Source organism: Nocardioides luteus, assembly GCF_000960475.2.
In the GTDB taxonomy this organism is placed as follows: Bacteria; Actinomycetota; Actinomycetes; order Propionibacteriales; family Nocardioidaceae; genus Nocardioides; species Nocardioides luteus_A.
Genome location: NZ_JZDQ02000001.1, coordinates 1 through 13,217, shown reverse-complemented (window position 1 = coordinate 13,217; position 13,217 = coordinate 1). Strand labels below are relative to the sequence as shown.

At 69.3% G+C, this 13,217-nt stretch carries 14 protein-coding genes; all 14 read right to left on the bottom strand.

Annotated elements, in window-relative coordinates; all coding sequences use genetic code 11:
* Positions 1 to 8 precede the first annotated feature (8 nt).
* The 14 genes from UG56_RS00070 to pgsA all read right to left on the bottom strand — a co-directional run bounded on the left by UG56_RS00070 (position 9) and on the right by pgsA (position 12,895).
* A complete protein-coding gene (locus UG56_RS00070) occupies positions 9 to 2,324 on the bottom strand; it encodes a RelA/SpoT family protein (RefSeq protein WP_084100229.1) in 2,316 nt (771 codons plus the stop codon).
* Positions 2,325 to 2,386: 62 nt separating this feature from the next.
* Positions 2,387 to 2,953, bottom strand: coding sequence for an adenine phosphoribosyltransferase (locus tag UG56_RS00065; RefSeq protein WP_084100226.1), 567 nt, complete (start codon positions 2,951 to 2,953; stop codon positions 2,387 to 2,389).
* Complete coding sequence (secF, locus tag UG56_RS00060; RefSeq protein WP_045548807.1) at positions 2,950 to 4,185, bottom strand: protein translocase subunit SecF; 1,236 nt, start codon at positions 4,183 to 4,185, stop codon at positions 2,950 to 2,952. The genes UG56_RS00065 and secF overlap by 4 nt, the downstream gene beginning before the upstream one ends.
* Positions 4,185 to 5,891: a protein translocase subunit SecD gene (gene secD / locus UG56_RS00055; RefSeq protein WP_045548806.1), complete on the bottom strand. Its 1,707-nt coding sequence runs from the start codon at positions 5,889 to 5,891 to the stop codon at positions 4,185 to 4,187. The genes secF and secD overlap by 1 nt, the downstream gene beginning before the upstream one ends.
* Positions 5,892 to 5,898: 7 nt before the next feature.
* On the bottom strand, positions 5,899 to 6,264 hold the full coding sequence (gene yajC, locus UG56_RS00050; protein ID WP_045548805.1) for a preprotein translocase subunit YajC: 366 nt from the start codon (positions 6,262 to 6,264) through the stop codon (positions 5,899 to 5,901).
* Positions 6,265 to 6,351: 87 nt separating this feature from the next.
* Positions 6,352 to 7,434 carry a Holliday junction branch migration DNA helicase RuvB gene (gene ruvB / locus UG56_RS00045; RefSeq protein WP_045548804.1) on the bottom strand — a complete coding sequence of 361 codons (1,083 nt, stop codon included), beginning with the start codon at positions 7,432 to 7,434 and terminating at the stop codon, positions 6,352 to 6,354.
* Between the two features lie 5 nt (positions 7,435 to 7,439).
* The gene (gene ruvA, locus UG56_RS00040) at positions 7,440 to 8,042 is read right to left on the bottom strand and encodes a Holliday junction branch migration protein RuvA (protein ID WP_071326800.1); all 603 of its coding nucleotides are present in this window, start codon (positions 8,040 to 8,042) and stop codon (positions 7,440 to 7,442) included.
* Positions 8,043 to 8,567 carry a crossover junction endodeoxyribonuclease RuvC gene (gene ruvC, locus UG56_RS00035; protein ID WP_045551738.1) on the bottom strand — a complete coding sequence of 175 codons (525 nt, stop codon included), beginning with the start codon at positions 8,565 to 8,567 and terminating at the stop codon, positions 8,043 to 8,045.
* Positions 8,568 to 8,720: 153 nt separating this feature from the next.
* Positions 8,721 to 8,963: a DUF6458 family protein gene (locus tag UG56_RS00030; protein WP_045551737.1), complete on the bottom strand. Its 243-nt coding sequence runs from the start codon at positions 8,961 to 8,963 to the stop codon at positions 8,721 to 8,723.
* 123 nt (positions 8,964 to 9,086) lie between these two features.
* Positions 9,087 to 9,854 (bottom strand): YebC/PmpR family DNA-binding transcriptional regulator, encoded by a 768-nt coding sequence (locus UG56_RS00025; RefSeq protein WP_045551736.1) that lies wholly within the window; start codon positions 9,852 to 9,854, stop codon positions 9,087 to 9,089.
* A 106-nt stretch (positions 9,855 to 9,960) separates the two neighbouring features.
* Positions 9,961 to 10,533, bottom strand: coding sequence for a pyridoxal 5'-phosphate synthase glutaminase subunit PdxT (gene pdxT, locus UG56_RS00020; RefSeq protein ID WP_045551735.1), 573 nt, complete (start codon positions 10,531 to 10,533; stop codon positions 9,961 to 9,963).
* Positions 10,530 to 11,426, bottom strand: coding sequence for a pyridoxal 5'-phosphate synthase lyase subunit PdxS (gene pdxS / locus UG56_RS00015; RefSeq protein ID WP_045551734.1), 897 nt, complete (start codon positions 11,424 to 11,426; stop codon positions 10,530 to 10,532). The genes pdxT and pdxS overlap by 4 nt, the downstream gene beginning before the upstream one ends.
* A gap of 78 nt (positions 11,427 to 11,504) precedes the next feature.
* On the bottom strand, positions 11,505 to 12,278 hold the full coding sequence (locus UG56_RS00010) for an inositol monophosphatase family protein (RefSeq protein ID WP_045551733.1): 774 nt from the start codon (positions 12,276 to 12,278) through the stop codon (positions 11,505 to 11,507).
* Positions 12,275 to 12,895, bottom strand: coding sequence for a phosphatidylinositol phosphate synthase (gene pgsA, locus UG56_RS00005; protein ID WP_045551732.1), 621 nt, complete (start codon positions 12,893 to 12,895; stop codon positions 12,275 to 12,277). Before pgsA ends, UG56_RS00010 begins: the two co-directional genes overlap by 4 nt.
* Positions 12,896 to 13,217 lie beyond the last annotated feature (322 nt).

Here is a 13,217-nt window from a genome sequence, read left to right as displayed (position 1 = left end):
TCACTTTCCTATTGGGTGACGCGGTAGGCGTCGAAGACGCCGGGAACGGTGCGTACCTGCTTCAAGACGGTGTCGAGGTGCTTGGAGTCGGCCATCTCGAAGGAGAACCGGGACTTCGCGACGCGGTCGCGGGTGGTGGTGAGCTGGGCGCTGAGGATGTTCACGTGGGCGTCGGAGAGCGCCATCGTGATGTCGGACAGCAGCCGGGCCCGGTCGAGGGCCTCGACCTGGATGTTGACCAGGAAGACCGAGTTGGAGGTGGAGCCCCACTCGACCTCGAGCAGCCGCTCGGGGTGGGAGCGGAGCTCGGCGGCGTTGGTGCAGTCGGTGCGGTGGACGGAGACGCCCCCGCCCTTGGTCACGAAGCCGAGGATGTCGTCGCCGGGCACCGGGGTGCAGCACTTGGCGAGCTTGACCCAGACGTCCGGTGACCCCTTGACGATCACCCCGGCGTCGGAGTTGGTGGCGGAGACCTTGCCGTGGCGCCTGCGGCCGACGTTGATGGCCTCGGCGAGATCCTCGGCGGCACCGTCGTCGCCACCGTGGTCCTCGATGACGCGGCGTACGACTGCCTGGGCGGAGAGGTGGCTCTCGCCGACCGCGGCGTAGAGCGCGTCGACGTCGGCGAGGTCGAAGTGGTCGGCGGCGAGCATGAGCGACTCGCGCGACATCAGCCGCTTGAGGGGCAGGCCCTCCTTGCGCATGAGCCGCGCGATCGCGTCCTGGCCCTTCTCGATGGCCTCGTCGCGGCGCTCCCGGGTGTGCCACTGCCGGATCTTCGCCTTGGCCCGGTTGGACTTGACGAAGGAGGCCCAGTCCTTCGACGGGCCGGCGTTGGGCGACTTGGAGGTGAAGACCTCGACGACGTCGCCGCTCTCCAGCGTCGACTCCAGCGGCACCAGACGTCCGTTGACCCGGGCGCCGATGGTCTTGTTGCCGACCTCGGTGTGGACGGCGTAGGCGAAGTCGACCGGGGTCGAGTCCGCGGGCAGCGCGATCACGTCGCCCTTGGGCGTGAAGACGTAGACCTCGGTGCGCTTCATCTCGAAGCGCAGCGACTCCAGGAACTCGCCGGGGTCGTTGACCTCCGACTGCCAGTCCATGAGCTGTTTGACCCAGCTCATGTCGTTGTCCATCGGCCGGTCGGTGTCGACACCGTTGCGGCCGTCCTCCTTGTATTTCCAGTGCGCGGCCACACCGAACTCGGCGCGGCGGTGCATCGCGAAGGTGCGGATCTGCAGCTCGACCGGCTTGCCCTGCGGCCCGATGACGGTGGTGTGCAGCGACTGGTACATGTTGAACTTCGGCATCGCGATGTAGTCCTTGAACCGCCCCAGGACGGGGTTCCATCGCGAGTGCAGGATGCCGAGGACGGAGTAGCAGTCGCGCTCGTCCTCGACCAGGATCCGGATGCCGACCAGGTCGTTGATGTCGGAGAAGTCCTTACCGCCGACGATCATCTTCTGGTAGATCGAGTAGTAGTGCTTCGGCCGGCCGGTGACGGTCGCCTTGATCCGGGCCTCGTGCAGGTCTCGCTCGACCTGGTCGATGACCTGGGCCAGGAACTTCTCCCGCGAGGGATTGCGGTCGGCGACGAGGCGGACGAGCTCGTCGTACATCTTCGGGTAGAGGGTCGCGAAGGCGAGGTCCTCGAGCTCGAACTTGATCGTGTTCATGCCGAGCCGGTGGGCCAGCGGCGCATAGATGTCGAGCGTCTCGCGCGCACTGCGCTCCTGGCTCTTCTGCGGGACGTAGCGCAGCGTACGCATGTTGTGCAGGCGGTCGGCCAGCTTGATCACCAGCACCCGGATGTCGCGCGACATCGCCACGACCATCTTGCGGATCGTCTCGGCCTGCGCGGAGTCGCCGTAGGTGACCTTGTCGAGCTTGGTGACGCCGTCGACGAGGTGGGCCACCTCCTCGCCGAAGTCGCGGGTGAGCTCCTTGAGCGTGTAGGGCGTGTCCTCGACGGTGTCGTGCAGCAGAGCCGCCACCAGGGTCGGCTCGGTCATGCCGAGCTCGGCGAGGATCGTGGTCACCGCGAGCGGGTGGGTGATGTAGGGGTCGCCGCTCTTGCGCATCTGCGTGCCGTGGAGGCGCTCAGCGGTGACGTAGGCCCGCTCGAGCAGCGCCAGGTCGGCCTTCGGGTGGTTGGAGCGGACCGCCCGGAAGAGCGGCTCCAGCACAGGATTGCCCGGGGCGCCGCGTCCGCCGATCCGGGCCAGACGCGCACGTACGCTACGGCCCGACGGGGCCGGGCCACTGCTCTCCCGGGCCTCGATGTTGTGCGCACGAGGCTGCGCGACGATGCGATCCTCTGCCATGTACCGAGTCTACCGGCCGCACCCGGAACATTGGCTAGGACGGCACCTGCATGATGGACCTGTCAACTGACCAACAGCGAGTGCACCGGAGTGTCCGGCAGCTTGCTGCGCGGGTCGAGGAAGCCGAGCTCGAGCAGGACCGAGACGCCCGCGACGACGCCGCCGCAGCGCTCGACGAGCTCGATCGTGGCCGCCGCGGTGCCGCCGGTGGCGAGCACGTCGTCGATGACCAGCACCCGCTCCCCCGGCGCGACCGCGTCGGTGTGGATCTCCAGGGTGGCCTCGCCGTACTCCAGCGAGTAGGAGACCGCGTGGGTCTCGCGCGGCAGCTTGCCGGCCTTGCGCACGGGCACGAAGCCGACGCCGAGGTGCAGGGCGGCGGGGGCACCGAGGATGAACCCGCGCGACTCCATGCCGAGCACCTTGGTGACGGTCACGGCACCGTCGGCGTCGCGCGCCGGAGCGGCGAGCGCCTCGACCACCTGGGCGAACCCGGCGTGGTCGGCCAGCAACGGGGTGATGTCCTTGAACCCGACGCCCGGCTCGGGGAAGTCGGGCACGTCGGCGACCAGCCGCTCGAGGGTTTCCTCCAGCGACCGGCCGCCTGCGGCCGTCTCGGAGACCGTCACTTGCGCTTCGACCTCGACTCGCGCTTGGGCTGCGGGCGCCCGGCGGCACGGCTGTCGCTGACCGCGCGGTGCTGGTCGGGTACGTTGCGGCCCCGGCCGGTCGCGGAGGTGTTGGGGCTGGTTCCCCGGCTCACGCCGGCCTCGTGGAGGTCCGCAGGCGACTCGCGCAGCTCGTCCGGTTCACCGTCGGCGACGGCCATGCCCTCGTCGAAGACCGGCACCGCGGCGTACTTGTCGGCTTCCTTCATCCGCGCGGCGGCGCGCTTCTCGGCGTCGAGGACGTCCTTCTCCTTCGACTTCAGGTGCACCAGCAGCGGGGTGGCGATGAAGATCGAGGAGTAGGTGCCGACGGCCATACCGATGAAGAGGACCAGCGAGATGTCCTTCAGCGAGGAGGTGCCGAGCTGGACGGTGCTGACGTAGAGGATCGCGACGACGGGCAGCAGGCCGATGATCGAGGTGTTGATCGAGCGGACCAGGGTCTGGTTGATCGCCAGGTTGGCCGCGGCGGCGTAGGTCTGCCTCTTCTGCGACAGGTTGCGGGTGTTCTCCTTGACCTTGTCGAAGACCACCACGGTGTCGTAGAGCGAGTAGCCGAGGATCGTCAGGAAGCCGGTGACGGTCGCCGGGGTCACCTCGAAGCCGACGATCGCGTAGACGCCGACCGTGATCACCACGTCGTGGGCCAGGGCGACGACGGCCGCGACCGACATCTTCCATTCCCGGAAGTAGATCCAGATGAACAGGACCACGCCGACCAGGAAGATGCCCAGCGCGAGACCCGCCTTGGAGGCGACCCGCTGACCCCAGCTCGGGCCGATACCGGTGCGGCTGACGTCGTCGTCGGCCACGTCGGCGGTCTTGGTGATGGCCTCCATGATCGAGTCGTCGGCCTTGGAGTTGTCGGCGATCGCCTTGGTCTCGATGACGATCGACTTGCTGCCGGAGGTGCGCACGGTGGCGCCGTCGGCGGCCTCGACCGCGGTGTCACCGACAGCCGCACGTAGATCGTCGGCGAGCTTCTGGTCGGCGTGCGCGACGGTGACGGTGTAACGCGTGCCGCCGGTGAAGTCGATGCCGAGGTTGATGCCCTGGAGCCAGACACCTAGGACGACGGCGACGAGCACGACCGCGGACGCGGCGTACCAGACCATCCGGCGTCCGACGAAGTCGAAGGACTTCTCGCCGGTGTAGAGCTCCTTGCCGAGGCGGGAGAAGGAGAACTTGCTCATCAGGCCTTGCCTCCGACCAGAGTGGTGCCCTTGGGGGCGTCGACGGTGCCGATTGCGCGCTTGTCCATGCCGGAGAGCACGTGGCCCTTGTTGAAGAAGCCCCAGCCGGCCATCAGCTTGGTCATCGGGTGGGTGAACCAGAAGAACACCAGCACGTCGATGAGCGTGGTCAGGCCGAGCATGAACGCGAAGCCCTTGACCTCGTTGGTCGCGAAGACGTAGAGCACGAACGCGGCCAGGAAGGAGACGCCGTCGGAGGCCAGGCACGTGTTGCGGGCCCGGACCCAGGCGGTGTCGACGGCCACCCGCATAGAGCGGCCCTCACGCATGTCGTCACGCATCCTCTCGTAGAGGATGATGAAGGAGTCGGCGGTGATGCCGATACCGACGATCAGACCGGCCACGCCCGGAAGGTCCAGGGTGACGCCGGCGGTCTCGCTGAGCAGCAGGATCATCCCGTACGTCCCGGCACCCGCCACGATCAGCGAGCCGACCACCACGATGCTCATCGCCCGGTAGTAGAGCACCGAGAAGATCACCACGAGGATCAGACCGATCAGGCCGGCCCAGAGTCCGGCGGAGAGCTGGTTGCCGGCGAGGCTCGGGCCGATGACCCGGGTCTGGATGCCGTCCTCGGGGAAGTCGAGCGGCAGCGAGCCGTACTTCAGGTTGTTGGCCAGCGCCGCGGCGGTCGCCTGGGTGAAGTCGCCGCTGATCTGGGCGCCGCCGCTGATCCGCGACTCGGCCGTCGGGGCGGAGATGACCTTGCCGTCCAGGACGATCGCGAACTGCTCGCCGCTGCCGGCGATCGCGCCGGTGGTGTCGGCGAAGGCCTTGTTGCCCTTGGACTTGAAGTCCAGGGTCACCACGTAGTTGGCCTGCTGCTGCGGGATGCCGTAGGAGGCCTCGTCGACCTCGGTGCCCTCGATGACCGCCGGGGTCAGCAGGTAGGGGACGCCGTCCTCGTCACAGGTCAGCAGCGGCTTGCCGGGGATGTCCTCGGCCGGCTCGGCGCCCGGGGCGGGACAGGTGAAGGAGCTGTAGGCGGTTGCCCACTCCTGCGGCACGTTGCGCATGAACTTGATCGCGTCGTCGACCTTGACGACCGCGTTGTCGTTCTGCTTCTCGGGCTTGGCGCTCGCCGAGGGGCTCGCGCTCGGGTCGGCGCTCTCGGAGGCCTTGTCGGAGGCCTTGTCTGAAGCGCTCGCGGTCTCCGAGGAGCTCGCGGTCTCGCCGGCGAACGGCGCGCGAGGCGAGGTGCCGGGGACGGTGCCGGTCGAGGGGTCCTGCACCATCGAGCCGGAGGCGTCGGCCGAGCCGCACTGCTTCTGCGGGCTGCAGGCGACCAGGCGGAAGCGGAGCTTCGCGGTCTGGCGGACGCGCTCGGCGGTCTTCTGCTGCACCTTGCCGGTGCCGGGGATGGAGACCTTGATGACGTCGTTGCCCTCGGTGGTCACCCGGCCGCCGGTGATGCCGGAGCCGTTGACGCGCTGGTCGATGATCGCCTTGGCCTCGTCGAGGCTCTCCTTCGGGACCGAACCACCCTCGGAGTTCTCGGCGGTCATCGAGATCTCGGTGCCGCCACGGAGGTCGAGGCCCAGCTCGGGCTTCCAGGTGCCGGCGAAGGCAATGCCGCCGAACATGATCGCGATCGCCAGGAAGAGCAGTGCGAGCGTCCGCCCGGGGCGCGCGGTCTTGCGTGCCATGTGTTGGTCAGTCCTTCTTGTCGAGGTCCACGATGACGTTCTCGGCATCGGCAGAGGTCTCGTCGGCCGCGGCCTCGAGCTCGGTGTCGTCGCCGGCCTCGTCGTCCTCGTCCGCGGGCGCCTCGGTGACCTTCTGGGCCACCGCCTGGCGCACGACTTGGACGACGACGCCGTCGGCGATCTCGACCTTGATGTTCGTCGTGGTCTCTTCGACCTCGGTCACGGTGCCGAAGACCCCGGCGGTCAGCATCACCCGGTCACCCGGCTGGAGGTTGAGCTGGAGCTCACGAGCCTGCTTCGCACGCTTCTGCTGCGGCCTGATCAACAAGAAGTAGAACAGGACGATGATGACGATAAAAGGAAGGAATTCCACGGGGGTTCGGCTCCGACAGTCTGAGTGGTCGCCGGCAGGCGCACGGCGACGTGCAAGTCTAACCAGGCACCTGGTTGGGACTGTGAATCAGGCCTCATCCCAGAGCGTGTCCTTGGACCAGGCCGCGGCCTCCGCGCTGGCCGGCACCGGCAGCCCCAGATGTTCCCATGCTGCCGGGGTGGCGACACGGCCCCGCGGCGTACGGGCCAGGAAGCCGGTGCGCACCAGGAACGGCTCGGCCACCTCCTCGACGGTCTCACGCTCCTCCCCCACCGCGACGGCGAGGGTGGAGATGCCCACGGGACCGCCGCCGAAGCGCCGGCACAGGGCGTCGAGGACAGCCAGGTCGAGGCGGTCCAGGCCGAGCGGGTCGACCTCGTAGAGGTCCAGCGCCTTCTGGGCGACCTCCTGGGTGACCGTGCCGTCGGCCTTGACCTGGGCATAGTCGCGTACGCGGCGCAGCAGCCTGTTGGCGATGCGCGGGGTGCCGCGGGAGCGCCCGGCGATCTCCTGTGCGCCGTCGTCGCGGAGGGTGACCTCGAGCAGGCCCGCGGAGCGGCGCACGATCAGCTCGAGGTCTGCCGGGTCGTAGAGCTCGAGGTGGCCGGTGAAGCCGAACCTGTCCCTGAGCGGTCCCGGGAGGAGGCCGGCCCGGGTGGTCGCGCCGACCAGCGTGAACGGCGGCAGGTCGATCGGGATCGCGGTCGCGCCGGGGCCCTTGCCGATGACGACGTCGACGCGGAAGTCCTCCATCGCGAGGTAGAGCATCTCCTCGGCCGGGCGGCTCATCCGGTGGATCTCGTCGACGAAGAGCACCTCGCCCTCGTTGAGGCCGCTCAGGATCGCGGCCAGGTCACCGGCGTGGGTGATCGCGGGGCCGGAGGTGATCCTCAGCGGCGCCGACATCTCGGCGGCGATGATCATCGCGAGCGTGGTCTTGCCGAGTCCCGGCGGCCCGGACAGGAGTACGTGGTCGGGGGCTCGCTCGCGTTGCCGCGCCGCCTCCAGGACCAGGCTGAGCTGTTCGCGGACGCGTTGCTGGCCGATCAGCTCGTCGAGGCTCTTGGGGCGCAGCGCCGCCTCGACGGCCCGGTCGTCCCCGTCGGCCTCGGCGATCGTCAGCGAGGAGAAGTAGGCGTCCTCGGCAGCGGTCAGGTCATCCTCGTGCATGGTTCCTATGCCTTGGAAAGCGTGCGCAGGGCGGCCCGGAGGAGCAGCGAGATGTTGGCCTGGTCGCCGGCCTCCGGCTCGATGGCGGTGACGGCCTTGTCGGCGTCGCGGGCGTTGTAGCCCAGGCCGATGAGGGCCTCGGTGACCTGGTCGCGCCACGGGGCGGCGCCCGGCTGGGCGGCCGCGGGCGCGGAGGCGGTGCCGGTCGGCGCGCCGATCCTGTCCTTGAGCTCCAGGATCACGCGCTGGGCGCCCTTCTGGCCGATGCCGGGGACCTTGGTGAGGGTCTTGGCGTCCTCGGTGGAGATGGCCAGCCGGATGCCGTCGGGCGAGAGGACCGCGAGCATCGCCTGGGCGAGCTTCGGGCCGACGCCGGAGGCGGTCTGGAGCAGCTCGAAGAGGGTGCGCTCGTCGGTGTCGGTGAAGCCGAAGAGGGTCAGCGAGTCCTCACGGACGACCAGGCTGGTCGGCAGGTGGGCCTCCTCGCCGGTGCGGAGCGTGGCCAGGGTGTTGGGCGTGCAGAGCAGCTCGATGCCGATGCCGCCGACCTCGACGACGGCGGTGGAGAGACTGACGGCGGCGACCTTGCCGCGTACGGACGCGATCATCTATCTACGTGCCTTCCCGGCCGCGGCCACCGCGGCTTCGATGCGGTTCTGGGCGCCTCCGCGCCACTGGTGGGTGATGGCCAGCGCCAGCGCGTCGGCGGCGTCGGCGGGCTTCGGCGGGGTCGGGAGCCGCAGGATCCGGGTCACCATCGCGGTGACCTGGGCCTTGTCGGCCCGGCCGCTGCCGGAGACGGCGGCCTTGACCTCGGACGGCGTGTGCAGGGCGACCGGGAGGCCGCGGCGTGCCGCGCAGACCATGGCGAGGCCGCTGGCCTGGGCCGTACCCATGATCGTGGAGACGTTCGAGCGCGCGAAGATCCGCTCGATCGCGACCGCGTCGGGCCGGTGCTCCTCGATCCAGGCGTCGATGCCCTTCTCGATGCTCACCAGCCGCTCCCAGACGGGAAGATCGGCGGAGGTGCGGATCACGCCGACATCCACCATCGACAGCGGCCTGCCCAGCGAGCCGTCGACCACGCCCATCCCGCACCGGGTCAGGCCGGGGTCGATCCCAAGCACGCGCACTGGAGCACCTCTTCCACAACGACCGAGCCGGCCGGGTGTCGAACGTCTGTTCGTAGACTACCTGTCCGGTGCTGCCTCCGGCGCCGCGACACCCTCATTCAGAAGGATGCAACGTGCTTGGGACGTCCGAGTCGCTGGTGAGGTCCTCCGCGCTCACAGGGAGTCGGTTCGCCGCTCCTCGACGGTCTCCGTGCCGTCCGCGTGCCTCCGCCTCGCGACGGTGCGCGAGCGACGGCCGGCGTTCAGCGTCACAGCGGTCAGGATCAGCACCACGGCTCCGACAGCGGTCAGGATCCAGCCGATCAGAGTCAGATCGACTCCACTGACCGAGACGTGCACAGCCAGCGCCAGGATAAGCCCGACCACGAGCAGAGTCGCTCCTACGCCGTACCCCATCGTGTCCTCCTTCCAGCGCGAACCCGCCCCGCTGGCGGTGCGCGACCTTCTGGGTACCCACCATCCGCCCCGGGCATGAACCGGTTCGCAAGGGGACGTGGACAGCGCGGAGGGCGACGCGGGTCAGGCGTCGACGGTCTCCATGACGTCGTCGGGGACGTCGGCGTTGGAGAAGACGTTCTGGACGTCGTCGAGGTCGTCGACCGCGTCGATGAGCTTGAAGACCTTCTCGGCGGCCGAGGCGTCGGCGACCGGGATGTCCATGCTCGCGACGAACTGGACCTCGGCGGAGTCGTAGTCGATGCCGGCGTCCTGGAGCGCGGTGCGGACCGCGACCACGTCGGAGGGGTCGGAGACGATCTCGAAGGACTCACCGAGGTCGTTGACGTCCTCGGCACCGGCGTCGAGGGTGGCCTCGAGGAGGTCGTCCTCGGAGACCTCCTTGCCCTCCTGGGACTTCGCCACCACGACGATGCCCTTGCGGTCGAAGAGGCGGCTCACCGAACCGGGGTCGGCCATGGTGCCGCCGTTGCGGGTGACCGCGGTGCGGACCTCCATGGCCGCCCGGTTGCGGTTGTCGGTCAGACACTCGATGAGGAGCGCGACGCCCTGGGGGCCGTAGACCTCGTACATGATCGTGTCGTAGGAGACCCCGCCGCCGTCGAGCCCACCACCGCGCTTGACCGCGCGGTCGATGTTGTCGTTGGGGACCGACTGCTTCTTGGCCTTCTGGATCGCGTCGTAGAGGGTCGGGTTGCCGGCCGGATCAGGACCGCCGGTCTTGGCGGCGATCTCGATCGTCTTGATGAGCTTGGCGAAGAGCTTGCCGCGCTTGGCGTCGATCGCCGCCTTCTTGTGCTTGGTCGTTGCCCACTTGGAGTGGCCGCTCATCTGAAAACCGTCCTTTGCCCCGCGTCGTCGCTGTGCTTGTCGAGCCGCCACCGGAGTCGTCACAGGGCAGCAGGTGCCTATTGTAACTACCCGGTGTGCCGCTCCGTCAGCAGCAGGTGTCCAGGAACAGCCGGTGCAGCCGGTCGTCGGCGTTGACCTCGGGATGGAAGCTCGTCGCCATCAGCTGGTTCTGGCGTACGGCGACGGGGTGACCCTCGACGCTCGCCAGCACCTCGACGCCGTCACCGATCTCCTCGACCCAGGGCGCCCGGATGAAGACACCATGGACCGTGTCCTCGAGGCCGGTGACCTCCAGGTCGGTCTCGAACGACTCGGTCTGCCGCCCGAAGGCGTTGCGCCTGACCGTGATGTCCAGCCCACCGATGGTCTTCTGGCCCTCCGCCCCGTCGAGGAGGCGGTCGGCCAGGAGGACCATGCCGGCGCACGTGCCGAGCGCCGGCATCCCGGTGCGGACGCGGTCACGGAGCGGGTCGAGCAGCTCGAACGTACGGGCCAGGCGCCACATCGCCGTCGACTCCCCTCCGGGGATGACGAGGGCGTCGCACGCGTCGAGCTCCTCCCTGCGCCGCACGGAGGTGCCCTTCACCCCCAGACGGTCGAGCGCGGCGAGGTGCTCACGGACGTCGCCCTGGAGGGCGAGTACGCCGACCGTCGTCACCAGCCGCGCTCCGCGAACTGGATCGACCGGGCCGGCTCGTCGACGTTGATGCCGACCATCGCCTCGCCGAGACCGCGGGAGACCTTGGCGATGACGTCGGGGTCGTCGTGGAAGGTGGTCGCCTTGACGATCGCCTCGGCGCGCTGCGCCGGGTTGCCGGACTTGAAGATGCCGGAGCCGACGAAGACGCCCTCGGCGCCGAGCTGCATCATCATCGCGGCGTCGGCCGGGGTGGCGATGCCGCCCGCGGTGAAGAGGACGACCGGGAGCTTGCCGTTGGCGGCGACCTCCTTGACGAGCTCGTAGGGGGCCTGGAGCTCCTTGGCCGCGACGTAGAGCTCGTCGTCGGCGAGCGCGCCGAGGCGGCGGATCTCGCGGCGGATCGTACGCATGTGGGTGACCGCGTTGGAGACGTCGCCAGTGCCGGCCTCGCCCTTGGAGCGGATCATCGCCGCACCCTCGGTGATGCGGCGCAGGGCCTCGCCGAGGTTGGTCGCCCCGCACACGAACGGCACCGTGTAGGCCCACTTGTCGATGTGGTTCTCGTAGTCGGCCGGGGTGAGCACCTCGGACTCGTCGATGTAGTCGACGCCGAGCGACTGCAGCACCTGCGCCTCGGCGAAGTGGCCGATGCGGGCCTTGGCCATGACCGGGATGGAGACGGCCTCGATGATGCCGTCGATCATGTCGGGGTCGGACATGCGGCTCACGCCGCCCTGGGCGCGGATGTCGGCGGGGACGCGCTCGAGCGCCATCACCGCCACTGCGCCGGCGTCCTCGGCGATCTTCGCCTGCTCGGGGGTGACCACGTCCATGATCACGCCGCCCTTGAGCATCTCCGCCATCCCGCGCTTGACGCGCGAGGTTCCCGTCTCATTCGTGCTTGTTGCCATGAGGCGATCGTAGGTCGGGATCTGACGTACGCCACCCTCGGAAAGGCCTGCTCAGGCCACTGTTCCCAAAGTGGACTGCTAGGAGGCCAGTGCTTCCACCGCTTCGGCCACCGCGGCCGGGGCGCCGGCCAGGGACCAGAGGACCCCGCCGGCCTCGACCTGGGCGGTCGTGCCGCCGACGCCGAGGACGAGGGCGGCACCGGGGAGGCGGTCCCAGTCGGGGACGGAGTGCTGGCAGAAGAGGTGGAGCTTGCCCTGGGCGATCGCGGTGAGGTCCATCGAGCCGGAGCCGAGGATCCGGATGGAGGCGGCCTGGCTGGCCACGCGGACGTAGGCCTCCCCCACGGGATGCTTCAGCTTGGCCGGGTGGAGGTAGGTCGTCAGACAGGCCAGCGCGAGCGGCGTGTCCAGCACCTGGTCGAGGCGGACGCCGTTGCGGGTGGTGGGCAGCTCGGGCCCACCGACGTAGACGGCGTCCTCGGCCGGCGAGTAGATCGCCCCCAGAACCAGGTCGTCGCCGTCGGTCAGCGCCAGCGCCGAGCACCACCAGTCGAGGCCGCGGACGAAGTTGTAGGTGCCGTCGACCGGGTCGATGGTCCACACGCGTCCGGTGGCCGACTCGCGGGTGGAGCCCTCCTCCCCGAGGATGCCGTCGCCGGGGTGCTCGGTGGCGAGGCGGTCGACGATCGCCTTCTCGGCGGCCTTGTCGGCGGCGGTGACGAGGTCGGAGACCGAGGTCTTGGTCTCGATCGAGTCGCCGATGCCCGCGTGGCGCATCTTCGCGGCGAGCGAGCCGGCGCCGCGGACGAGCTCCGCGGCCAGACGTACGTCTGCCTCGGTCGGCCTGGTCACGACGCCGCCTCCTCGGCGAGGGCCTGGCGGCGGACGGTCCAGACGCGCTGCCCGACGGTGACGGTCGAGGCCGCTGCGAGGATCCAGAGCGCGATGTAGATGAGCAGGTCGAGGTCGAAGATGCCGGCGAAACCGGTCAGCACCAGGACGAGGACGAGCCGGTCGGCGCGCTCGGCGATGCCGACATTGGCGGTGAAGCCCAGCGACTCCGCGCGGGCGCGGGCGTAGGAGGTGACCGCGCCCATCACCACGCACCACAGGGTCAGCGCGAGGTAGAGGTCGGAGTCACCGGGGCCGGCGAAGTAGAGCGCCAGGCCACCGAAGACCGCGCCGTCACCGATCCGGTCGAGGGTGGAGTCCCAGAAGGCACCGAACTTGCTCGTACGGCCGACGGCACGCGCCATCGCTCCGTCGATCAGGTCGCTGAAGACGAAGCAGGTGATGAAGATCGTGCCGGCCAGCAGCTCGCCGCGCGGGTAGAACGCCAGCGCCCCGACCGCTACTCCGACGGTGCCGACGAGCGTCACGACATCGGGGCTGATCTTCAGCGCCACGAACAGCCGGACGATGGGCGCAAGGACGACTCCCTGGACGAAGCCTTTGATGTGATCCAACATGGCGCGGCCACGCTATCGGAAACTGCCGAGCCGTCATCGTTGCGCGCCGAAACGTCACTCACATTCTGCCGAGGCGTCGCTCACGTCGGGCGAGGCGTCAGCCCCGTCGGGCGAGGCGTCAGCCCCGTCGGGCGAGACGTCAGCCCCGTCAGGCGAGACGTCAGCCCGTCGGGCGAGACGTCAGCCCCGTCGGGCGAGACGTCAGCCCCGTCGGGCGAGACGTCAGCGGTGACATCTCGGCCGACCTAACTGACGTCTCGGCCGACCTAACTGACGTCTCGGCCGACCTAACTGACGTCTCGCCCGACCTAACTGACGTCTC